The organism is Stenotrophomonas sp. CFBP 13724, from assembly GCF_014841975.1.
GTDB lineage: Bacteria > Pseudomonadota > Gammaproteobacteria > Xanthomonadales > Xanthomonadaceae > Stenotrophomonas > Stenotrophomonas lacuserhaii.
Window position 1 is genome coordinate 1,616,975 of record NZ_JACYUW010000001.1, and the last position, 22,035, is coordinate 1,639,009.

The 22,035-nt window shown below is 63.9% G+C and carries 20 protein-coding genes; 7 read left to right on the forward strand and 13 right to left on the reverse strand.

Features of this window, described 5'->3' with window-relative positions; genetic code table 11:
- Positions 1–209: 209 nt before the first annotated feature.
- On the reverse strand, positions 210–1,337 hold the full coding sequence (locus IFT63_RS07060; RefSeq protein ID WP_197974231.1) for a DNA adenine methylase: 1,128 nt from the start codon (positions 1,335–1,337) through the stop codon (positions 210–212).
- Positions 1,338–1,732: 395 nt separating this feature from the next.
- On the opposite strand from IFT63_RS07060, the gene IFT63_RS07065 reads away from it, so the two are divergent.
- The 5 genes from IFT63_RS07065 to IFT63_RS07085 are packed head-to-tail and all read left to right on the forward strand — an operon-like array spanning position 1,733 to position 6,373.
- A complete protein-coding gene (locus IFT63_RS07065; RefSeq protein ID WP_182655739.1) occupies positions 1,733–2,383 on the forward strand; it encodes a hypothetical protein in 651 nt (216 codons plus the stop codon).
- Positions 2,383–3,705, forward strand: a complete 1,323-nt coding sequence (locus IFT63_RS07070) for an XVIPCD domain-containing protein (protein ID WP_192083649.1) — start codon at positions 2,383–2,385, stop codon at positions 3,703–3,705. Before IFT63_RS07065 ends, IFT63_RS07070 begins: the two co-directional genes overlap by 1 nt.
- Complete coding sequence (locus tag IFT63_RS07075; RefSeq protein ID WP_192084179.1) at positions 3,698–4,366, forward strand: hypothetical protein; 669 nt, start codon at positions 3,698–3,700, stop codon at positions 4,364–4,366. Before IFT63_RS07070 ends, IFT63_RS07075 begins: the two co-directional genes overlap by 8 nt.
- 22 nt (positions 4,367–4,388) lie before the next feature.
- Entirely contained in the window at positions 4,389–5,042 is a 654-nt protein-coding gene (locus IFT63_RS07080) for a hypothetical protein (protein ID WP_080335040.1), read from the forward strand.
- On the forward strand, positions 5,039–6,373 hold the full coding sequence (locus IFT63_RS07085; RefSeq protein WP_042612600.1) for an XVIPCD domain-containing protein: 1,335 nt from the start codon (positions 5,039–5,041) through the stop codon (positions 6,371–6,373). Before IFT63_RS07080 ends, IFT63_RS07085 begins: the two co-directional genes overlap by 4 nt.
- 760 nt (positions 6,374–7,133) lie before the next feature.
- Here the strand turns inward: IFT63_RS07085 and IFT63_RS07095 are convergent.
- The 12 genes from IFT63_RS07095 to IFT63_RS07150 form a co-directional block, all read right to left on the reverse strand.
- Positions 7,134–8,255: a type IV secretion system protein gene (locus IFT63_RS07095; protein ID WP_249404424.1), complete on the reverse strand. Its 1,122-nt coding sequence runs from the start codon at positions 8,253–8,255 to the stop codon at positions 7,134–7,136.
- A 67-nt stretch (positions 8,256–8,322) separates the two neighbouring features.
- Positions 8,323–9,114: a hypothetical protein gene (locus IFT63_RS07100; RefSeq protein WP_152620544.1), complete on the reverse strand. Its 792-nt coding sequence runs from the start codon at positions 9,112–9,114 to the stop codon at positions 8,323–8,325.
- Between the two features lie 33 nt (positions 9,115–9,147).
- Entirely contained in the window at positions 9,148–11,595 is a 2,448-nt protein-coding gene (locus tag IFT63_RS07105; protein WP_042612599.1) for a VirB4 family type IV secretion/conjugal transfer ATPase, read from the reverse strand.
- Positions 11,596–11,645: 50 nt separating this feature from the next.
- The gene (locus tag IFT63_RS07110; protein ID WP_080335038.1) at positions 11,646–11,975 is read right to left on the reverse strand and encodes a VirB3 family type IV secretion system protein; all 330 of its coding nucleotides are present in this window, start codon (positions 11,973–11,975) and stop codon (positions 11,646–11,648) included.
- Positions 11,968–12,354, reverse strand: coding sequence for a TrbC/VirB2 family protein (locus tag IFT63_RS07115; RefSeq protein WP_042612597.1), 387 nt, complete (start codon positions 12,352–12,354; stop codon positions 11,968–11,970). Before IFT63_RS07115 ends, IFT63_RS07110 begins: the two co-directional genes overlap by 8 nt.
- A 66-nt stretch (positions 12,355–12,420) precedes the next feature.
- Positions 12,421–13,386 carry a lytic transglycosylase domain-containing protein gene (locus IFT63_RS07120; RefSeq protein WP_192084180.1) on the reverse strand — a complete coding sequence of 322 codons (966 nt, stop codon included), beginning with the start codon at positions 13,384–13,386 and terminating at the stop codon, positions 12,421–12,423.
- Between the two features lie 61 nt (positions 13,387–13,447).
- Positions 13,448–14,491 (reverse strand): P-type DNA transfer ATPase VirB11, encoded by a 1,044-nt coding sequence (gene virB11 / locus IFT63_RS07125; protein ID WP_042612595.1) that lies wholly within the window; start codon positions 14,489–14,491, stop codon positions 13,448–13,450.
- Between the two features lie 27 nt (positions 14,492–14,518).
- A complete protein-coding gene (locus IFT63_RS07130) occupies positions 14,519–15,742 on the reverse strand; it encodes a TrbI/VirB10 family protein (protein ID WP_042612594.1) in 1,224 nt (407 codons plus the stop codon).
- On the reverse strand, positions 15,739–16,512 hold the full coding sequence (locus tag IFT63_RS07135; RefSeq protein ID WP_042612593.1) for a TrbG/VirB9 family P-type conjugative transfer protein: 774 nt from the start codon (positions 16,510–16,512) through the stop codon (positions 15,739–15,741). Before IFT63_RS07135 ends, IFT63_RS07130 begins: the two co-directional genes overlap by 4 nt.
- The gene (locus IFT63_RS07140; protein WP_042612592.1) at positions 16,509–17,630 is read right to left on the reverse strand and encodes a type IV secretion system protein; all 1,122 of its coding nucleotides are present in this window, start codon (positions 17,628–17,630) and stop codon (positions 16,509–16,511) included. Before IFT63_RS07140 ends, IFT63_RS07135 begins: the two co-directional genes overlap by 4 nt.
- Positions 17,631–17,715: 85 nt before the next feature.
- Positions 17,716–18,195 carry a hypothetical protein gene (locus tag IFT63_RS07145; protein WP_042612591.1) on the reverse strand — a complete coding sequence of 160 codons (480 nt, stop codon included), beginning with the start codon at positions 18,193–18,195 and terminating at the stop codon, positions 17,716–17,718.
- Positions 18,196–18,602: 407 nt separating this feature from the next.
- Positions 18,603–20,279 carry a type IV secretory system conjugative DNA transfer family protein gene (locus IFT63_RS07150; protein WP_192083652.1) on the reverse strand — a complete coding sequence of 559 codons (1,677 nt, stop codon included), beginning with the start codon at positions 20,277–20,279 and terminating at the stop codon, positions 18,603–18,605.
- Positions 20,280–20,501: 222 nt separating this feature from the next.
- On the opposite strand from IFT63_RS07150, the gene IFT63_RS07155 reads away from it, so the two are divergent.
- A complete protein-coding gene (locus IFT63_RS07155; RefSeq protein ID WP_192083653.1) occupies positions 20,502–20,978 on the forward strand; it encodes a DUF4189 domain-containing protein in 477 nt (158 codons plus the stop codon).
- Positions 20,962–22,011: a DUF4189 domain-containing protein gene (locus tag IFT63_RS07160; RefSeq protein WP_192083654.1), complete on the forward strand. Its 1,050-nt coding sequence runs from the start codon at positions 20,962–20,964 to the stop codon at positions 22,009–22,011. Before IFT63_RS07155 ends, IFT63_RS07160 begins: the two co-directional genes overlap by 17 nt.
- The last annotated feature ends 24 nt before the right edge of the window (positions 22,012–22,035 follow it).

Sequence of the window (22,035 nt, forward strand, 5' to 3'; positions counted from 1 at the left end):
AGCGCAGCGGAAGGCACAATCGTGACGACCAACGGTCGTCACCCACCACGGCGCAAGCATGACGACCAGCGGCCGTCACTACGCTGCCGCCTTGGTAGCGCCGAGCCATGCTCGGCGAGCGTAGCGGAAGGCACAAGCGTGACGACCAACGGTCGTCACCCACCACGGCAGCAGCATGACGGCCAGCGGCCGTCACTACCGGGTGCGGTTCATCGCTTGTCCAACAGGTACAGGAATTCGGTGACATGGGTGTCCCGGGCGCCCAGGTTCCGGCTGCCGCGGAAGGTGTTGTAACGCGTGTCCATCACGCTCAGCGCGCCCATCCCTTCCAACCCGGCAACGAAGCGCTCGTGGCTGATGAAGCCCTCCGAGTTGTACGAGATCAACACGAAACGGGCGCGAACCTGCGCCACCGCATCGAACAGCGCGGCCTCGGCCAACCGGGCCTTGTTGTAGTCCGAACGGTTCCAGTCGGTTGGAATGCCCGAGACCCGACTGACCTGCGATGGCCGCCGGTAGTCGCACAGCAGGTTCAACATGAAGTAGTTCGAACCGTACGGATGCTCGTTGTAGGGCGGATCGAAGTACGCCACGTCCACCAGGTCCAGCTCACGCACCAGCGCATTGGCGTCGCGGCGGTGCAGCTGCACCTCGCACGCAAAGCGACTGAACACCGGCGCCTGCACCTCGATCGGGCGCAGGATGCGCGATAGCGCGTTGCGTGCCGTCCCACCGAACTGGCCCACGCCTTCGCGGTTCTTGTGGAAGCCTTTGAACACGCCGGAGGTGTTGGTGTACATGGACGCCTGCGCCAGCACCGGCGCCAGCAGGAATGGCCGCAACTCCGCCGGCGTATCCACCAGCACCTGGCAGAAGGTATCCAGGAACATCGCGTTGCGCCGCGTATAGAACACCCGCTCGCCGGGCTGGATGTCATCGTCGTCCAGCGGCGCATACAGGTCGCACAGGAAGCCGGGCGCCAGTTCGCGCTGCACCCGGCGTGCAACGCGGGCCAGTTCTTCCTCCAGCGCTGCCGCATCCACATCCGCCACGTTCGCCTGATAGCAGCGGTTGCCGACCTCGCTGTAGCGCTCCAGGTCATTGCACTGCAGGGTGGCGGCATGTCGGCGCGCCAGCCGCGCCACCACACCGGAACCGGAAAAAAGGTCCAGGAAGTCGATCCGCGTCTTGCCCAGGCAGTCCTTGGCGTGTGCGATGCCCGCCTCCACGAACGGCAGCAGCGCGCGCTTGTTGCCGATATAGGTGATCAGCTGGCTGCGCAGGAACGCCTCGTGCTCGACAGGCACGGCGTGGGTGGAATCTTCCTGCGGATTCAAACGGTTCCCCTGATCACATGACGGCCTTCGAAATTCCCCGCCATGGTAGCGCCGAGCCACGCCCGGCGGGGTGTGCAGTGCAGTCAATCACGCCTGGGATCGGGCATTTTCGCCGAGCATGGCGCAGCGCTACCGAGGTGACCCCATTACCGTGCGCCAACGTTTTGACGCAAACGAAACATGAAACTGGTAAAAAGGACGATCTATTCGTCACGAATCGAGCACATGTCGCCAAGGAACGGAGACAACATCGAAGCGCCGCACACCGGTTCGAGCCCCAGGCTCCCGCGCGTGCGCCCTGCCCTGCGCCCGCTACCGGCGCGCTCGATGGCTTGCGTGGCCACCGCATGACCGCATCGACTTCCCCCTTCCCACCCGCAGCCAGGAGGCCCCCCGTGCGCCGAACGTTTCTGCCGTGCGCTGCCCTGCTCCTCCTCACCGCCTGCCACCCGGAGAACGCCATGAACCAGGAAATCACGACCGCCGAACAGGACGTCGAAAATGGCGGCCGCGGCCTGGCCAAGCTCAATCCGAGCCCACGCCAGGCATTCGAGCTGGTGCTGAGCCTCGCCGATGCCCCCGGCACATTCGCCGTGGTGGAAGGCGTGGCCCAGTACGACGTCACCAACGAGCAGGAATGCGGCCGCATCATTCCGGCCACCGGCATGGCCGCGCGCATCACCAGCCAAGAGCCGGTGCAGCTGAAGAAGGTGTCCGATACCGAGTACCGCGGCACGGTCTACCTGGACCGCATGCTGGATGAGGATTACTACGGGCGCGGTGTCTGCAAATGGACCTTCAGCGGCGCTGGCGCGATGTTGAAGGCCACCGGCGCCGACGGCGAAACCCGCTTCACCTCCTTCATCGAAGCGGACAAGTTCATCGCCGGCAAGGCGCTCACCCGCCATTACCCGGACCGCGATTACCCACGCGTGGAATCGGTGCCGGACTTCGGCCAGGCCGGCCATGAAGACCCGTCGCGGTTCCGCCCGGAGCTGCAGGATGCGCTTTTCACCGCCACCCTGACCGCCCATGAGGTGCGCTGATGCCGCTCACCCACCGCGACTACGCCGCACTTTCCGCCGATGCGTATGAAGACCACAAGGTCGGCCGCCGCGCGCCCGGCCAGGAAGAAGTGGTGCCGCTCAACGGGCACAACTACAAGGTGCTGGAGCACGTAAACAACCGCCAGAACGGCTACCAGGGCACGATCTACCAGCGCGAGGACACCGGCGAGATCATCGTCTCCCATCGCGGCACCGAGGAGATCCTGCAGGACGCCGTGCTTGCCGATGGCGGCATGGTGCTGGCGCGCTACAACCTGCAGGCCAACGATGCCATCGCGCTGACCCAGCGTGCGGTCGCGCTGTCCAAGCACATCGGCGAGAACGAAGGCCGGGCCCCGGAAGTCAGCGTCACCGGGCACTCGCTGGGCGGCGCGCTGGCCCAGGTCACCGCCCACCACTTCGACCTGAAGGGCGAAACCTTCAACGCCTACGGCGCCGCCAGTTTGGGCCTGCGCATTCCCGAAGGCGGCAACAGCGTGATCAACCATGCCATGGCCTCGGATCCGGTGAGCGCGGCCTCCGGCCATTACGGCGAGGTGCGCCTGTACGCCAGGCCCGATGAGATCCGAACGCTGGACAACGCCGGCTTCAGCAACAAGTGGTACAACGGCGTGATTCCGGATTCGGCGCTGGTCGCCGCCGCCGGTTCGCTGGGCGCGCACAAGCTCGGCAATTTCGCTGATGCCGGTTCGGTGCTGGATGATCCCGCAACCCAGGATCTGGCCAAGCAGAACGCGCGGATGATCGACGAGTACCGCGACAAGATGGAACTGCTGCGCGGCGCGGTTACTACCGGCGCGCGCGGCATGCCGGGCGTGGCCGTGGACCTCTACGACCGCATCCGCGGCCCGCTGGATCCGGGCGAGCCGGCCCGCAAGGCGGCCGAAGACGCGCACAAGCGCGAAGGCGCCATGCGCATGGACAGCCCCGGCCACCCCGGCAACCTGCTGTTCCAGGACGCATTGCGCGGCGTGGAGGCGCAGGACCTGCGCGTAGGCCGCACGCCGGACCAGCACAGCGGCCAGTTGGCCGGCAGCCTGGCGGCGGAAATGCACGCCAACGGCGGCACCCGCATCGACAGCGTGCTGATGAGCAGCGATGCCTCGCGCACCTTCGGCGTGCAGGGCCAGCCCAACGATCCGGCGCACCTGAGGGTTTCGGTGGCAACTACCGAGGCGATGCAGGTTCCCCTTGAACAGAGCAGTGAGCGCGTGCAGCTGGCAGCCAGCCAGCGCACCGGACAGGAGCAGGAGCAGCAGCTTGCGCAGCAGCAAGACAGCGCCAGGCAGATGCATGCTTGAGTCGCACGCTTCTGCAGACAGGCTTCGGCCGAGGTGGCAGGCCCTGCTGCCCTGCCTCGCCATTGTTGCGCTTGCAGCCTGCCATCCGCACGGTGCGGAACAGGACGCTGGGCAGAACGAACGCGGCCTCGCCAAACTCAATCCCACCCCGCGGCAGGCCCATGAGCTGGTATTGAAGATCGTCGATGCACCCGGCCCTTTCGCGGTGGTGGAAGGCAGCGCGCAGTACGACGTCATCAACGAACAGGAATGCGGGCGCATCGTGCCTGCCACCGGCCGCGCGGGCCGCATCACCAGCAAGGAAGAGGTGAAGCTGCAGAAAGTCAGCGACAACGAATACCGTGGCACGGTGTATCTCGACCTGATGCAGGACGAGGACTATTACGGACGCGGCGTCTGCCAGTGGAAGTTCAGCGGCGCTGGCGCCCTGCTGAAAGCCACGGGTGCCGATGGAGAGACACGTTTCCTGTCCTTCATCCAGGCCGACCGTTTCGTCGAGGGTGACACCGAAACCCAGCATTACGCCGATATGGGTTATCCGCGCGACGCCATGGACAACTACGCCGATTACGGCGAAGACGCACCCGAGGGCTTCAAACCGGAGCTGCGTGGGTCGTTGTTCAGCGTCACCCTCGTCAGCCCACCTCCACCATCGCACTGACTTCGTTCCGAGAAGGCACCCCATGCGTAGAACGATCCTTCCCTGCCTCGCCCTGCTGCTCATCACCGCCTGCCATTCCGAGACTGCCATGAACCAAGAAATCACCACCGCAGAAAAAGACGTCGAACAGGGCGGCCGTGGCCTCGCCAAGCTCAATCCCACGCCACGTCACGCATATGAGTTCGTGCTGAAGATCAACGACGCCCCCGGCCCGATCAAGGTGGTGGAGGCCGTGGCGCAGTACGACGTGACCAACGAAGAACAGTGCGGCCGCATACAGCCGGAAACCGGCACCGCTGGCCGGATCACCAGCCAGGAGCCTGTCGAGCTGAGAAAGGTGGCCGATGGCGAATACCGCGGCATCGTCTACCTGGACCGCATGCTCGACGAGGACTACTACGGTCGCGGCGTGTGCCGCTGGGAGTTCAGCGGTGCCAGTGCGATGCTCAAGGCCACCGGGGCCGAAGGCGAAACCCGCTTCACCTCGTTCCTCGAATCCCCGGCCTTTGCAAAGAGTGAGCCGCTGACGCGCTACTACGCCAACGCCGTATACCCGCGTGCCGAGGCGCTGCCCGACTACCGTGCCGGCGGTGAAGCCGCGCCCACCGACTACAAGCCTGAACTGCAGGATTCGATCTTCTCCGTCCAGCTCTCCGCGCGGCAGGTCCAGCCATGAGCCTGACCAGCCAGGATTACGCCGCGCTTTCCGATGATGCGTACAAGGACTACGCCGTTGGCCGCCGTGACAATGGCAAGGACGAACTCGTCACGCTCAATGGTCACTCGTACAAGATCATCGAACATGTAAACAACAAGAACAACGGCTATCAGGGCACGATCTACGAGCGTGCCGACACCGGCGAAGTCATCGTTGCCCATCGTGGCACCGAACAGATACTGCTGGATGGCGTAGTGACGGATGCCGGCATGGTCCTCACACGTGCCAACCTGCAGGCGCCCGATGCCATCGCGCTGACGCAGCGTGCGGTGGCCCAGGCCGAGGTCAACGCCTCGTTGAACGGGCGTGCGGCCGAGGTCAGCGTCACCGGACATTCATTGGGCGGTGCCCTGGCACAAGTGAGCGCGCACCACCACGGCCTGAAGGGCGAGACCTTCAATGCCTATGGTGCAGCCAGTCTGGGTTACCGCATCCGCGAAGGCGGCGATGCGATGGTCAACCATGTGATGGCCGCCGATCCGGTCAGCGCGGCGTCCGGCCACTACGGCCAGGTGAAGGTCTATGCGAACGAAACCGAGATCAAAAACCTGTACGGATCCGGCTTCCGCAACGGCGCGGTTGCTGGCTTCCTGATGCCCGATTCGGCGTTGCTGGCCGCCGGCCGCTCGCTGGATTCGCACAAGATGGGCAACTTCCTCGGCGCGGGCTCGGTGCTGGACAACCCGGCCTCGCAGGCGTTGGCCAAGCAGAACGAAGGCATGATCAGCGAGTATCGCGACAAGCTGGAATTCCTGCGCGGTGGAGTAACGACCGCCACCCGCGGGGGAATCGGAAACGCGGTGGATATCATCGACCGCATCCGCGGCCCGCTGGATCCGGGCGAGCCCGCGCGCAAGGCAGCGGAGGAAGACGCCCACAAGCGCGACGGCGCGATGCGCATGGACAGCCCGGGCCACCCCGGCAACCTGCTGTTCCAGGACGCACTGCGCGGCGTGGAAGCACAGGACCTGCGCGTGGGCCGCACGCCGGACCAGCACAGCGGCCAGCTCGCCGGCAGCCTGGCGGCGGAAATGCATGCCAACGGCGGCACCCGCATCGACAATGTGCTGATGAGCAACGATGCCTCGCGCACGTTCGGCGTGCAGGGTGAAGTCAACGATCCTGCGCACCTGCGCGTGTCGGTGGCGACCACCGAGGCGATGAACACGCCACTGGATCAGTCCAGCGAACGGGTGGCATCACAGCAGTCCGCGCAGCAGGTGGCCTCGCAGGATCGTGACCTGCAGATCGAGCAGACCCAGGTGGCTGCGCGCAGCATGAATGCCTGAGCCGTTCCCCGGCGCCTTGGTTGGGCCGGGCCTACGGTACGCGTCCGTGGCTCTCTCAAGCCGATCTCACGCACTGCTTTCGGGGTGGGATCGGCTCAAGACCCGGCCCGATGGACGCTCAGCGCGGCCACTGGGAAACAGGTTGAACGAACAGGTTCATCGCTCAGGGAAACTGCAGGCCTCATAACTGGCTGTACACCCGGACCCGGCAGGATCGATGCAATTTTTCTGAGCGTCTTGCCGGGCCAGTTCAGGCGTCACGCCAGTCCCTATTCCGCCCTTGGCTCCTGCAGGCCATGCGCCCGGGACCAGAAGCGCGATGCATTGATTGCTGTACCGCGAGATCACGGCGCAGTCCCGGGCGCCTTCACGCTGACAATCCTTCATCGCCACCGCCGCCGCGGCTTCGCTGCTTGTCTGTTCCGCGGCAACACCCGCTGCGGAAGTGGAGGGCGACATCGCGATGGCTCCATAGCGCGTGTGCAGCCAGACCGGCGGCGGCGGCGGGGCCTGCTGCTGGGCAGGCTGAGCAGTTCCCCTACCCGGAATAGGCGCGCACCCTCCTACTCCTTGACCGCCCACAGGATATTGACCCGGTGGGCAGCGGCCTTCCGCACTTGCTTCGAAGGCGAGCGACAACCACAGAACGGAAGCCGCCAACGCCACGTTGACCAGAATGCCGACTCGACAGATGTTCATCCCGCCATTCCCTTCTTCATGAATTCATGCTCGAAACTTACTCAGGCAACGCTGAGTGGCACTACAACGGCGCATTCCCGCGGCTGCCTGCCGGTGCCGTCGGGGACTCTGCAGGGTGTCCCGAAAGACGCGGCGAAGTGTTGACGTTGTTGGTGCCCGAAGTCTCCGGACGTTCCTGCGCGCTTCCCTGCTGCGGCGCATAAGAACCCGGCGGCTGACCCTGCGGGCCCGGTGCAGCAGCACCCGGCGAACCGCCGATCTGCGAGTACGCCATGAACGCACCCAGCGTGCCCTGGAAGAACATCGCCGCCATGGGCGGTGCGGTCAGGATCAACGTGGTCAGGATCAACCCCATGCCGCCCTGCTGCAGCGCCATGCTGGTCATGCCTTCGGTGAAGTTGGAACCCATCAGCGCGCCGGCCGCGGCGGTGCCCCAGAACGCAAAGGCCACCTTGGACACCATGCTCATCGCGATCCCGGTCATGGCCGCCAGCACCGCCATCGAGAACATCGTGCCGATGCCATAGAACAGCCATCGCTGGAATAGCGATTTGGTCTGTTCGAACAGCAGGCACAATATGAACAAGGGTGCGAAGCCAATGAACAGCGCCATCGCGACTTCATACAGCAGCAGCATCGCACCTGCGGTTACGGCGGGCCCGCCCGTACCCAGGCCGATGAACCACATGGCGCGGGTCTTTGCGTTGTCCAGCGTCACGTCACCGGCGACATCGAGCACATCCACCGCCGACAGCGCCACCTGCATGTACGCCAGGTTTTCATCGATCAGGTCCTTGGCCGTGTCTTCCTCACCGGTGACCACGTAGGTGATCTCGTCCTGCACGTAATGGGTCAGGAAGGAATGCACGTTCTGGCCGAAGATGGCCATCGTGGTGGCAGTGATGACGATCAGGGCGGCACGCGCCATGTCCGTCACCAGCGCCATCATCGAGTCCCGGCTGCGGCCGGTCACGATGCGGTAGCCCTGCAGCAGCAGCCAGATGGTCATCACCACCAATGCGATGATGCCCACCCACTCCATCATGCGGCTGAGGAAACCCAGGCCGAACTCGGATATCTCCCTGCTGAGATAGTCGAAGATCAGTTTGAAGAACACGAAATCGCCGATCGACGAGGTCGCGATCGGTCCGTGCAGCGCTCCTTGTGCCCACATACTGTCCATCATCCCTAGACTCATTGCTTCACCTGCCCCTTTTCGGGGCCTCGCAGGGGTGCATTACGCACGGTTTTCAATCGAGTGCCGTCTTCAACGCTGCAGCTTTGATCACCGAGCCGATCGGATTGGTTTCACCCTTCAGCGCACGCTGCGCCAGCGCACGCTGCTGGCTCTGCAGTGCCACGATCTGCTGGTCGTAGATGCGCATCTGGTTTTCCCAGGTTTTGAAGTTCGCATCGATCTGCAACTGCGATGCGGTTGCGTTCGCGGTGGTTTCCGCCAGCGCGCCTTCGTTGTCAAACAGCCGACGGATGTTGCGCAGCGTTCCCAGCGTCTGCTGCATGAGCGGCAACGACTGCTGCACGACCTTGACGGTCTCGTTGTATTTGCGGTTCTCCAGCGCCTGGATGTACGAGCAGATCGTCCGCTGCTGCGCCCCGATGTCGCCACCAGGGCTGATCCCCGCCATGGCCATGATGCCGGTGATGCTGAACACCGAACCGCCGCCGCAGCGCTCGGCAATGTTCCAGTCATCCGGAATGGTGGTGAGCGTCGGTGTCGCCGGCATGATCGGGTTGGCGATGATCTGCGACCAGTTCTGCAGCTTCTGCAGCCAGTTGTTCAAGGTCGCGGTGTAGTGCGAAGCGGTCTGGGTCCAGCGCCCGGCCGTTTCGATGTATTCCAGGCCGGTCGCGATATCGGCCTTCACGCTCTGGATAAGCGCTGGCGGGTCATTGACGATCCACTGTGCCTGCACCGGTGCAGGCGCCATCAGTGAAAACGATGCGCACAAGGCAAGCGTGGCCGTCGCCAGTGGCATCAGGCGACGACGAAGGGCGGGACGTTGCGGGGCAACGGTATTCATGGTGGCCTCCGGAATGAGGTGGGTGGTCATGGGTCAGGCTGCCTTGTCGCGGTCGTTGCTGGCCGGCTTTCCCGAACCCTTGCGGCGGCGGTAGAAATCCTCCAGCCACTGTTCGGGGGTCAGCATCGATTCCACAACATTTTCACGGGCAGCGGCGTCCTGCAGCACACGGTGCATGACGTCGATGTTGTCGGTGGAGGCAGAGATCACCGACAGGATATCGTCCATGCCGCGCATGTTGAGCTGGCAGACATTGGAGGCATGCCCCTGCTTGACCAGGAAGCAGCGTGAGCGCTCGTCCAGCGCGGTGACGACCTTGAATTCGGCATCGGTCAACTTCAGGCCGTCGATGTAATCGGTGCGGCTCGCATTCGGATTGGGCAGCAGGATCAGCGTGGCGGTCTGTTCGATCAGTGCGGCGGAAATATCGCTCTTCAGCGCGTCTTCCGGGCTCTGCGTGGCGAAGATGCCCAGGCCGTTCTGCTTACGGATGGTCTTCTGCTTGTTCTTGGCGAACTCCTTCAGTCCACCCTCGCCATCGAGGATCTTCCAGAATTCGTCCATCACATAGATCAGGCGACGCCCGTCGATGAGCGATTCAAGCCGGTGCAGAAGGTAGTTGATCACCGGCACGCGCACTTCCGGATTGTCGATCACGTCGGTGTAATCGAAGCCGATGATGTTCGCCCGCTCCAGGTCGATCGTGTCCACCGGATTGTCGAACACCCAACCCAGCGAGCTGCCGGCAGTCCAGCGGCGCATGCGCGCGTACAGCCCATCGTCACCGAGGTTCGGCAGGCTCTTCTGGAAGTTGGTCATGCTGCGCAGGTGCATGGGCGTATCAAGCATGTTTTCCACCGCGCGGAAGATGTCCTCTTCTTCGCGGGCGCTGTACTGGCCCTTACCGGCCAGCACCTTGACCAGATCGGCCAGGAACTGCACGTTCGCTTCGGTGCGTTCGCACTGGAAGGGATTGAAGCCGGTCGGCCGCCCGTTTTCCAGCGCCAGGTAGTTGCCACCACAGGCACGCACGAAGATCTCGGCGCCGCGGTCCTTGTCGAAGAAGAAGATGGTCGGCGCCGGATCATACTTCTGCACCTGGCTGAGCAGGAAGTTGATCAGCGCGGTCTTGCCGGTGCCGGACTTGCCGATGACCATCGTATTGGCGATGGCCTTCTCGCCCAGCGAGTTTTCCGCCGGATGGGTGGCGTGAAAATTGAAGTAGTACGGCTGCCCGTTGGTGGTCTGCAGCGTGGTCAGGCAGTCCCCCCATGGATTGTTGTGCTGCTTGCCGGTAGCGAAATTGTGCAACGGCGACAGCCCCAGGAAGTTCAGCGAACTGACGTTGGCCAGTCGCGTGCGGTAGCGCCAGTTCGCCGGAATCTGCGAATAGAACGATGCCGTGATCGCGATGTCTTCCTTGGCCGACACGAAGCCGGCGTTGGACAACTCCGCACGCGTGGTGGCCACGTTGGCCGAGAGCTGGCCCTGGCTGTCTGCAAACACCGCGACGGTGAAGTGATATTCGCCGAGTACGAAGTTGCCCGAGGACAGATGGTCCATCGCCTGGTCCAGCTCGATGATCTGGCTCACCGCCTTGTCGCCGGAGGAGATCATCATGCCCTTGGTACGGTCCAGGATCTTCAGCGCATCCTGGCGGCCCATCGGGCTGAAGGACTGGGTGACCACGTACTCGAAATCCAGGTACTTCAAGCCGTTCAGGATGCCGGGGTAGGTGCCCTCGGCGTATTCCTTGATGTTGAGGATCGCGCCGAAGTGATTCTTGCCGTTGGGCGTACTGATCACGAAATCGCCGGTCTTTGCCGAGAACATGTGGCGGCTCACCGGCAGGTATTCCTTCACCGGCGCAGCCAGCACCGGCACCGGCTCATCGATGCGGTTGATCAGGTAGCCGAAGAACTCCAGCGTCTCGGAAAACACCACGCCGTTGGCCGCTTCGTACATGCCCAGGCGGTACGGCGCATAGTCGCGCAGCACCGCTTCGACGTTGCCGGCCAGCTCCATCAGCTTCTCAACGGCCTGCTCCTGCTCAGCCTGCAGGCGTGGCACGTCGGCTGATTTCTCAACGAAACGCTTACCGGCCACCACCGGCCGATAGATCATCGTCAGGTACAGCTCGTTCTGCATGATCCGCTGGCTGGACAGCATGTCCAGGTAGGTGTCGGACACGTCCTGGTTGAAGCGCTGGGAGAACTTGCTGCGCTCCTTCAACTGCCTGCGGCGGCGGACGTCGTGCGTCCAGAACGCCACGTTGACGAAATCCGGCGCGCGCAGCGTCTGCAGCAGTCGGTTGAAGGTGTTGTGCTTGTGCTCAAGCTCCCATTCTTCCCGACCCACGAACGGCAATCCCTCGAGGTGCCACGTCAACAGGTAGTCGCCACCGCTGGTCTTCACCACCGATGGGGCCACGTGCGAGGACAAGGGAATGAACTCGCTGATCGACGTATCCGGACTGAACATGCCTACTCTCCAGGAACTGCCATATGCCTGCTGCTACGCCGCTGAAACATTCAGCGGCGGTTTCCACCCGGTGCCTTCGCAGGCGCCGGCTTGTCGCGGTAGTGGTTCGGGGTGAACACCCACATACCTTCATGGTCACGCACGTTCCGCGCCCGGAACTTGAACTGCAACCGCAGCCCCATCAGCCGGAAGATCATCTCGTCCCGACGCGCCATCTGACGCATGATCATCACGGCTACCGGGATGCTGAGCAGAACCCAGAAATCCCAGTAGATGGCGAGCAGGAACAGGCCGCCGCATACCATGAAGAAGGGTACGTAGGGCACGCCCAGGAACATCGGTGGGCGCGTGCAGCCGCGGAAGACGACGTTCTTATGCACTGTAGTACTGGGCAGCGGTGCTCAGCATACCGACGGCCGAGCACTCGCCGTACTCATCACCCAGCAGCATGCGGGCGATCTGGCCAGCCGCGCCGATCAGCACGCCACCGATCAGGATCGGCGACACGTCGCTGATGCGCTTGTGGGCGAAGGCGATCTGGTAGCCGGCGAAGATCACCGCGATGGTCACCACGGCGATCGACACCAGGTTCAACAGGCCCTTGACGCTGTCGAAGAAGCCGCACACTTTCTTGTCGGTGCCGCCGAATTCCTGCGCGAAAGCCTGCGGGACGAACATCATGCCAACGAAGGCGACGGCCATTGCCAGGGTCTTCAGGGTGCGCTGGGCCTGGGCGAGATCATGGGTGTTCAGCTTCATGGGGACTTCCTTATTGATGGACGAAAAACAACATGTGCGGCCCCTGCCCGGCGGCCAGTGAACTGCTCAGAACACGAAAGCCGCGTCCCTGGCAGGTGCATCGGTGACAGGCGCGGCAGACGCGGGCATTGCCGCCGCGCCGGTTGCCGCGGGTTGGTTGCGTTCACTCCAGGGACGCAGCAGCACCGGAGCGCCGGGGCTGCCAGCGGGCGCTTGCTGCGGACCCATGGGCGGTGCGGAGACGACCGGGTGGCCCTGCGGGTAGCCTTCATCGGCATAGCCGGCCATCGGCGCTGCGGAAGGCACCGCACGGTCGACCAGGTTGGTCACCGCACGCGCCAGCCCACCGTCAGCGGCGCGCAGCAGGCTGCCGCGCACCATGGCGCCGGTGTTGGGGTACACCACGTAAGCGCGCGCGGGGTCTTCCGGGAGCGGCATCACTACGCCGCCGCCCTGGGCGAGCATCTGTGTCTGCAGGCCTTCGATACGGGTGCGCAGGCGCGCGGCATCGGCGGATTCGGCCGGCGCGCGGGCTGCCGCAGTGGGTGTGCGCGGCGTGCGATCCACCACCGGAATCGGCAATGCACCGTTGGCGGAGGCGACCATCTGGCCGCGCTGCATCGAATTGAACACCTTCTGCACATAGCCGTGCCGGTAGCCGGTTTCAAAATTGCCCGAGTAGTAGCAACTGAATGCCTTGCCCCAGTCACCCTTCGAACGCGAATGGCATTCGGCCAGGATGCGCGATCCTGCCTGCAGGTTCGGGCATTGCTGGAAGGCTTTTTCGTAGGTTTCCAGCCCGTATTTCTGCAGGTTGTAACGATTGACCTGGGCCAGCCCCAGCGAGAAGTTGTAGCCGTTCTCTTCCAGCATCCGTGCCGTAGCCACCGCCTCGTCCAGAGCCTTCGGCTGGCGCGCAAGGCGACCGCCCACCACGCCGATGGCGTACGGGTTGCGCGAGGATTCCACGTTCACCACGTGGGCCATGACATCCATCGAAACGGCCAGCTCGGGGCAGGCCAACGCTTCCAGTCCGGGCAGCATCAGTGCACCTCCTGGCCAGCATGCGCGCAGCGGCCGCCACGACGGGCATTCATACCGCGCCCCCTTGGCCCTGGGCACGTCCGGGATTGAAATCGATGCCGGTGATGTGCCGGTCGCCAGCGTGCGCCTTCACGTGCACAACGACGTCGATGGTCATCTGCAGCAGGCGCTTGATGACCGGGAACTCCAGCCCTGAGCCTTCGTTGGATGCCTTCACCATAAGCGCCAGCTGGTCCCAGGTCTGTTCCGGGCTGCCCGCATGGCAGCTGGTGATCGACCCGGGATGGCCGGAGGCGCAGTTGCGGATGAAGTAGAACGCTTCATCGCCGCGCAGCTCGGCCAGGATGATCCGGTCCGGCTTCATGCGCAGGCAGGCTTCCATGCAGGTTTTGGCACTGACATTGCTGCCACTCTGGCCACCCTTGGAATACAGCAGGTGCACGACGTTGGGCTGCTCGATGAACAGCTCGCGCGCATCTTCAATGGTGACCAGGCGTTCCCCTTGGGGAATGTGGTGGACCAGCGATTTCATGAAGGTCGTCTTGCCGCTGCCGGTGGCACCGGACACCACGATGTTCTTGCGGTACTGCACCGCACGACGGAAGAAGCCGGCGAAATCGCGCGCGCGGCGCAGCTCCATCAACTCCTCATCCTGCGCGCTGAGGCTGCCGTCGTGTTCGACGATGCGATCAAAGAAGCCATCGTCCTGGTACTGCTGCAGGGTCCGCATCTGGCGTGAAGGAAGGCGGATGGTGATGGAGACCTTGCCCGCGTCACACGCGGGCGGAATCACGAACTGCGCACGCTGGCCGCTGGGGAAGGTCAGCGACACCATCGGATCGGCATCGGTGATGCGCTGCCCGGTGTTGCTTTCGTTCACCACTGCGGTGCAGAACTGGCGGGCCCGTTCGAAGGTCAACGTGGGCACCGCCACCTGCTGCCAGCCATCACGCGTTTCCAGGTAGATCTCACCAGGCCGGTTGACGCAGATTTCGGTGACTTCGGACGACCCCATGTAACCCGCAATACCCAGCACTTCGTACTGGTATTGCAGGAATTCGCTGGAAACCAGCGCGAGGGGTGAAGTCTCCATGTCCACGACGGGTCCTGTGCTCCTGGATCAGCGGCGCGCCAGCACGGCGCTGAAGTCGACGTCCTTTGCGACGTAGACGTTGATGATGGTGCCCTGGTTGACCGTCACGGTCGGCGCGCGGCGCTGGCTCGCGGCCTGCTGTGCGAGGCTTTCCATGGTGCGGGCGGTTGCACTTTCATACGGCGACTGCATCGCAAAGCCACTGCTGTTGACCGTGGTGGTCTCCGGGCCATTTTCCGCGGCTGCGTATTTGAAGGCATCAGCGAGCAGGCTGATCATCAGGGCGCTGGCGATGCGCTGGCCCCAGTGAGCGGTGTACTGCCCCGGGATGCCTGCCCCGCCCAGCCCATCCGTGCCCGGGCTGGACATGGCAACGTCAATGCCGTTCGGCGTCGTGATGCGATCCCAGATCACATCCACGCGTTCGCCGATCGGGCCGCCACCGTAGCTGCCGTAGATCTTGGAACCCTTCGGCAACAGCAGGGTACGGCCGTTGATCGAGTAGACCGGTTCGGTCACCAGGCAGGAGGTGAACCCGGCCACGTCGGTGATGATGCGCGTTTCAAGCACGCAGCGCAGGTAGGTGCCGCGAACCAGAAGTGCATCCGGGCTGCGGATGAAAGCGGCGTTGGACACATCGTCCACATCCGCACCCCGACGCGTTTCTTCCGGCGCCTGACGGCCGTTCATCTGCTGCAGCGCCAGCAACGTCGGATCGACCGGCGCCTGGCGTTCGGAAGGATCACCGCCGCCACCGCTACCGGTGGCCGCAATGCGGCGATCGAGCAGCGAAGGCATGCGCGGCGCCTCGCCGATGGTGCGGCTGTTGCGCTCCATTGGCATCGGCATGTCGTCCGGCATCGGCGGCGGCGGCAGCATCGGAATTGGATCGGCCTGCATCGGCGGGGGTGTCTGCACCGTCGGCGCCACGCTCGGAAGGTCCGGCGTGCTCGGACGCGAAACTTCGGCGCCGCGCGCGGGGGCCTCCGCGTCGTCCCTGCCTTTGCGCAGCAGCAGGAAGCCCATCAGCAGCACCAGGGCGAGAATGCCGCCGATGAACATCAACGCCTTGCGATTCAATCGGCGTTCTTCCGCTGTGCGCAGCTGCGGCGCACTGGCATCAAGATCCGGCGCGTCCTGCGGCTGCACACGGTTGTAATACGGGTTACCCGGCTCCTGCGCGGTGCCTTCCTGGCGGTAGGCATCGTCGTCCTGGCGGGGGTCATTCCCTGGAGGCGTGTTCTGGCTCATTTCTTGGTATTCCTCCGCAGGCCGACCACGTTGTCACCGTGTCGGATCACCAGGTACGGGTGGGTGCCATGCACCACCAGGGTATTGCCCTCCACCGTCGTGTTGATGACGAAGTCCTCGCCATTCTCGGTCTCGCGGCCGAACACAGCCGGGAAGATGCCGGTCTTGAACTCCGGCGAAGACGGGAGGCGCACATAGGTGAAGCGGCCATCGTCGTAGGCATTGACCGGGATCAGCCAGCCCATCCGCTTGGCCTTGCGGGTTGAATAGGAGTAATCGAAGTTGTAGCGACGATCCTTGGCGATGGTGGTACTGAGCAGCGGCTTGCTCTCTTCCACCGACTCCTGGGCGACGGTGAACTCACTGTCACTGGGGTAGGTGAAAGCGATCTTGTACTGCACGCCGGCCTTGCGCGCCTGGTCCAGCTGGCGCCAATCAGTCGCCACCACCTTCAGTTCGAAGATGTACGAGTTGGTTTCCGTGCGCACCATCATGTTGGTGTCCACGTCCACGTTCTTCGGCTTCAAGTAGAAGACGTTGCCGCGACGCGTCAGCTCCCAGCCACTGCTGAAGCCGGTGCTGTAGTCGAGGATCTTTTCATGCGGGCTCAACTCGATCTGGGTGGTGAGGCCCAGGCCGGTGCGGACCGTGTAGATCTGGTCCGGCACATAGGCGTAACGGTCCACGGCCTGGGCCGAGACGGTGGTGGCATACCCTGCCAGCATTCCCGCCAGCATCCAGGCACATGCCTTGTTTCTGCGACTACTCATCGGTTGCTTGCTCCATCAGCAGTTCCGGTGGAAAGGTTGCGCGCGGGGACCGGCGTGCCGCGGCCTGGCGCTTGTTGAGCGGGTGCACCGGGAACCGGTGCGGTCTGCACCGGGTAGCCCTGCGCAGGTACGGCCTGTCCCGGCCCGGCAGCACCGGGAATGCCCTGGGCAGGAATGCCTTGCTGGGCCGGAAGCATCTGGCCCGGGGGCGGCGGAGCCGGCGCCACCATGGGCTGGCCGGACACCGGATCAATCGTGCCCTGGCCCATCTGCTGGCTCGGGTCAAACATCGCCGGGTCGGCCTGCACGGCAGCCTGCTGTTGTGCCTGCAGCATGGCCTGCTGCTGCGCCTGCGCGTCGGTGGCGGCCTGGTCAGGCAGCGGAACCGCAGCGGCGTAGTCGCTGTCCACGCGGTATTCGGTAACCTGGAAGCCCAGCGGATTGAGCAGGCGATCCTGGTCGTTGAGCGCCAGCTTGGCGTCGTAGTTGAAGCGTAGGGTCACCAGGCGGTTGTCCATGAAGGTGGACGCACCACTGTTCTTGTCCACCAGGGTGCGCTGTACGCGCACCGATGCGCCACGGAATCCGCCGTTGTCCAGCTCGCCGATCGGGGTGATGCTGAGGATCTTCACCCGGATCGCCTTGGTGTTGCCGTACAGGACCACCGGGCTCTGCGGATTGGTGCGCGCATAGCGTGCCCGCAGCTGCGCGGCGATGTTGTCGGCGGACATGGTGAACACCAGGTTCCAGTCACGCAGCTGCATCAGCGCCAGGTCATAGGATTCGTGGGCCAGCACGTACTGCGCCACGTTGCTGCGGTTCACCGCCTCGACGTGGGTCACTGAACTGCTGCCGAAATCACCCTGCAGGCGCGCCACCGATGCGGTCCCGGTGTAGGCATCGGCCATCACCAGGAACGGCACCTTCTCCTTCAGCGGCAGCATGTAGTAATAGCCGCCGGCGAGCGCCAGCGACATCACCAGCGACGCACCGGCGACCCACCAGGCACGACGCTCGCTCTTGCGCGCCATGTCGGCCACGGTCAGCTCATAGCTCACCGCCTTGGCGACGGCCTGCTCCACCTTGGGACTATTGCCTGGGTCTTTCTTACGGAACATGGGGTTTTCCGGACTGCATGATCGTCAATGAGCGCCATGCCCCTGCGACCAGCGCAGGAGCATCACGACGGGAAAACGGCAGCGGTCAGCTACCGCTTGGCGCGATTTCGGCGGGTGCGGATGCGGGGGCGGCGCTGGGCGCGCTGGCTGGCGTGGTGGCCGCCGTCGGCACCGCGGCGCTGCTGCCGGCCACGATCTTGTTGCCCACGATGCTCACGTAGACGCCCTGCGCCGCATAAGCAGTCGTGACATCGGCCACGGCCTGCTGCGCACTGGTCGTGGAGATGCGGGAAACGCCGCTGTGCAGCGTGTAATCCGACCCTAGGCGGTAATCCAGCGACATCCCCGAATCGGCCGCCCAGCGCTCGAGCATGGCCTTCAAGGTGCCATCCATCGGCGATGCCTGGAAGGCATAGCTGGTGTACAGCGGAATTTCCGTGGGCGCGGCGTCAAAGCGATTGACCGGCTTCCACCGCCCGCCGAAATCCGGCGCAGGCTTGGTGGCACAACCCGACATCGCAACCGCCGCCACGGCGATGAAAATCTTCAGCAACGCTTGCCGCATACGAACATCCTTTGACGTACGAATAAGCAGCTTCGATGCGGGTGGTTCGGCAGTCCAGCGTTACATCTGCACGCTGGAACCGGTTACGCGGCGGCCTGTGCCGTCATGTGCAACCGTCTCCCCTGCGGCCAAAGCCGCCTGCCCAACGGGCGCTGCACCGCCCCATGGGCATGATGCATCGCCTGACACCTCGTTCGAAGCCATCCCTGTTCCGGTGATGTTCTGCACCACCTGATCGACTCCATCGGCTCGATGAACTGAACCGATGGCGAAGAGTGGCATAGAACGAGGTCAAGGATGCGTCAAGAACGCATGAAAGTTCAACGCATGCACGACAAATTGTTGACACCCGTCACCACTTCACGGGAGTGAATGCATTTATTTTCAGCGCTTTCGTCCCATCTGATTCATATCTGCAAGCTGGGAACCTCAACCTTTGCTAGCAGGCGCGAAGTGAAGTGACGATCCTTGTAGTAGCGGATCTTGTCGCACATCACCGGGTGCGGAATGCCCTCGTAGAGGAACACTTCCTTGTCCGTGCCCATGGCCTTCAGCTCCTGCGGCAGCATCAGCGCCCGCCGCTCTTCACTGAAGCTGTGGCTCTTCTCGCGGCCCTTGGTGATGTTCTTCTTGCGCAGCGTGGTGTAACCCAGCATGTCCGAATAATCGTTGGCGTCCTGCTGCTCGCGCGGCGCGAACAGGATCTGCAGGGCGTGGTTGGTGATGATGGTGCGCGACACATCGCGGCCATAGGTGGCATCCAGCTGGGCCATGCTCTGGATGATCGGCAGCAGGCGCACGTTGTAGCCGGCCATGTAGGACACCGCCGAGGCGATGATGTCCACCTTGCCGATGGAGGTGAATTCGTCCATCAGCAGCAGCACCTGGTGCTTCAGCTCCGGATTGGACTTGGGCAGCTCCTTGGTGTTGAGGTTGATGATCTGGCTGAAGAACAGGTTGATGATCATCCGGCTTTCGGCCAGCTTGTTGGGCTGGATGCCGATGTAGATGGTCATCTTCTTCTTGCGCAGGTCGGTCAGCAGGAAGTCGTTGCTGCTGGTGGCGGCGTCCAGCACCGGATTGATCCAGGCGTTCAGCGGCTCCTTGAAGGTGCCCATGATCGAGGCGAAGGTCTCGTCAGCCTGCGACAGCAGGTTGGCGAAGGCCGACTTGGCGTTGCCGCTCAGGAACGGACGGCTGGCCAGCGTCTGCAGGTACTTGCGCAGGTCCGTGCCGTCGCCGGAGGAGATCCGGTAGATCGCGCCCAGGGTCGGTACGCCCTGCCCGCCCGGGAAGCCACTGCGGCGCTCGTCATCATGATTGTCGAACAGGTACAGCGTGAAGGCCATGAACGCATTGCGCGCCTGGCTGACCCAGAATTTCTGGTCGTCCGAACCATCCGGATACAGCATCGCGGCGATGCTCATCAGGTCGGAAACGCGGAAGGCCGGGTCATCGGAGACGTAGCTGAGCGGATTCCAGCGATGGCTGCGGCGGTCTTCGGCGAAGGGGTTGAACAGGAAGACTTCCTGCCCCTGCTTGGCGCGCCAGCCGCTGGTGAGTTCGTAGTTTTCCTGCTTGATGTCCAGCACCACCACGGACTCTTCGTATTCCAGCAGGTTCGGAATCACCACGCCCACGCCCTTGCCCGAACGGGTCGGCGCGGCCAGGATCACGAACTGCTGGCCGGACAGGCGGACCAGCTTGCCCTTGTAGCTGCCCACCACGATGCTGTCGCCGGTCTTCTTGAACAACCCGTGTGAAGACAGGTCCGAGCCCGTGGCGAAGCGCGCATCACCGTGCAGGCCCTTCTTCTTGCGCCGCAGCAGCAGGAAACCGGCCACCACCACCAACAGGAACAGCGGGATCCCGAAGCCCACGTAACCGGCGGCCTTGATCTTGCCCACGTAGGGCGCGACCTGCGGCTGGTCCAGTGCGTTGACATACGGGTAGTAGGTGTTCCAGCTGAAGTGGCTGGTGTCCAGGCCAAGGAAAAGCAGGGTCAGGTAGCCCGAAAGCAGGTAGCCGATGACGAGGGCCGCGACGATGGCGACCGAATAACGAACCAATTTCTGCGTGGACAAACCCGATCCTCCGTGAGCGCATGATGGGCCGGACTCTACACAACTGACCGTGACACGGGTAGCTGCACCCGCACTGGAAACCTCCCGGTGGGTGACGACCGGCTCCGGCGGGTGACGACCGTTGGTCGTCACGCTCTTCTTCCCCAGCCCTACCACATCACACCATCCGGACCACTATCCGGGTATGCTCCGCGCGCCAAAAACAAAACCTGGAGCAAAGGAATGCAACGATCCTCTTCGTGGACGCGCGGTGCGCTGCTGGCCACCCTCGCCCTTGCTGGCCCTGTCTTCGCCGTGCCTCCGGCGAACGCGCCGTCGCGTACCGCGCCGGCACCGGGTGAAATCAGCAAGGCCATGCCCGAAGGCATGGACCTCTACACCAGCCTGGCCGTCAGTGACAGCAAGCAGGTTGTAGGCACCGGCAACGGCATGGGCGCAGCGGAAGCCAAGGTGCGTGCGCGCAAGGACTGCCAGGACAGCGGCGCCACCGACTGCGTGGAGCTGATCACCTTCCCGGTCCGCAACCACTGCATGGCACTGGCCGTGGACAAGGGTGCCAAACCCGGCGTCCGCGCCATATTCGCCAGCAGCGCGCAGGCCGGTACGCCGGAAGCGGCAGCGCTGGGCAAGTCCTCGATGGACAAGTGCGTTGCATCCGGCGCCAAGCAGTGCGGGGTGAACGTTGAACATTGCCTTTGAGCGGATGATCCGCGCGGTGCTGCTGGCCGCTGCACTGCTGACCGGTGCCGGTGCGGCACAAGCACAGAATGGTGCGCAGGCTCGACAGCAGGCCCACGCCGCGCAGATGAACTTCCTGGGCTGGCAGCAGAGCCAGCAGGCCGCAACCTATATCAGCGCCGAAGAAGCCGCGGCGCAGCAGGCTGCATCCGCCGCCGCCGCCGCCGCCGCGCGTCGTGTGCGCGACGACGCCAAGCGGGACTGGTGGGGCGCGCTGGTGGTCAACACCGCCGATGGCAGCTGGAACGTCATCCTCAACGAATACGACCCACGCATCGCCACCCGTAACGCCATGGGCAAATGTGATGGCACCTGCTGGCCTGTCGCCACCTTCGCCAACACCTGCGTGGCGCCGGCTTACAGCCAGCAGGGCGGCATGTACGTCAACACGGGCGAGAACAAGAAGAAGGCGGCCGAATCGGCGCTGGCCAGTTGCCAGGCCGGCGGCGGCGCGCAGTGCCGCAGCGCGGAAGAACAGACCTTCTGCACCGGCTGGAAGTATGCCTATTCGGCGCTGGACCGCATCAGCTACCGCATGGAACTGATCGCAATCAACCGCGTGGCGAAGCCAAAGCTGGAGTTCTTCCCGGGCGGGGCCGAATTCGTGGCCAAGCCGCCGGAAGCCCGTGGCACCGCCACGCGCATGGCCGCCGGCGAGGGCCAGGATCCGAAGATGAACATCGCCCAGCCGTGGAGCGCCATTGCGGTGGAGCGCGGCGGTGACGCCTTCGCACTGCACTTGGGCGTGAACGAGAAGGACGCCAAGGACACCGCCATCAGCAAATGCGGCAAGCGCGGCTGCGAAACCGCCGTGGCATGGACCATGGGCGAATGCGCCGCCATCGTGCGCAGCAAGGCGGCCGGAGGCGGCTGGTCCACCTTCGGCGCGAAGGCCGGCAGCAAGGCGGCGGCGGAAGAAGACGCGGTCACCCAATGCATCGAGAGTGGCGCAAGCGTCTGCCCGGTAATGCTCAACGAATGCATGACCCGCTGATCGTCACCCCCTGTTCCTTCTGCT

Excerpts from the sequence above, each read along its gene's own strand:
- IFT63_RS07155 (WP_192083653.1), top strand. The coding sequence starts at position 20,502 with ATGCAACGATCCTCTTCGTGGACGCGCGGTGCGCTGCTGGCCACCCTC.
- IFT63_RS07095 (WP_249404424.1), bottom strand. The coding sequence starts at position 8,255 with ATGGACAGTATGTGGGCACAAGGAGCGCTGCACGGACCGATCGCGACC.
- IFT63_RS07075 (WP_192084179.1), top strand. The coding sequence starts at position 3,698 with ATGCTTGAGTCGCACGCTTCTGCAGACAGGCTTCGGCCGAGGTGGCAG.
- IFT63_RS07135 (WP_042612593.1), bottom strand. The coding sequence starts at position 16,512 with ATGAGTAGTCGCAGAAACAAGGCATGTGCCTGGATGCTGGCGGGAATG.
- IFT63_RS07130 (WP_042612594.1), bottom strand. The coding sequence starts at position 15,742 with ATGAGCCAGAACACGCCTCCAGGGAATGACCCCCGCCAGGACGACGAT.
- IFT63_RS07100 (WP_152620544.1), bottom strand. The coding sequence starts at position 9,114 with ATGAATACCGTTGCCCCGCAACGTCCCGCCCTTCGTCGTCGCCTGATG.
- virB11 (WP_042612595.1), bottom strand. The coding sequence starts at position 14,491 with ATGGAGACTTCACCCCTCGCGCTGGTTTCCAGCGAATTCCTGCAATAC.
- IFT63_RS07080 (WP_080335040.1), top strand. The coding sequence starts at position 4,389 with ATGCGTAGAACGATCCTTCCCTGCCTCGCCCTGCTGCTCATCACCGCC.
- IFT63_RS07070 (WP_192083649.1), top strand. The coding sequence starts at position 2,383 with ATGCCGCTCACCCACCGCGACTACGCCGCACTTTCCGCCGATGCGTAT.
- IFT63_RS07105 (WP_042612599.1), bottom strand. The coding sequence starts at position 11,595 with ATGTTCAGTCCGGATACGTCGATCAGCGAGTTCATTCCCTTGTCCTCG.
- IFT63_RS07140 (WP_042612592.1), bottom strand. The coding sequence starts at position 17,630 with ATGTTCCGTAAGAAAGACCCAGGCAATAGTCCCAAGGTGGAGCAGGCC.
- IFT63_RS07145 (WP_042612591.1), bottom strand. The coding sequence starts at position 18,195 with ATGCGGCAAGCGTTGCTGAAGATTTTCATCGCCGTGGCGGCGGTTGCG.
- IFT63_RS07115 (WP_042612597.1), bottom strand. The coding sequence starts at position 12,354 with ATGAAGCTGAACACCCATGATCTCGCCCAGGCCCAGCGCACCCTGAAG.
- IFT63_RS07085 (WP_042612600.1), top strand. The coding sequence starts at position 5,039 with ATGAGCCTGACCAGCCAGGATTACGCCGCGCTTTCCGATGATGCGTAC.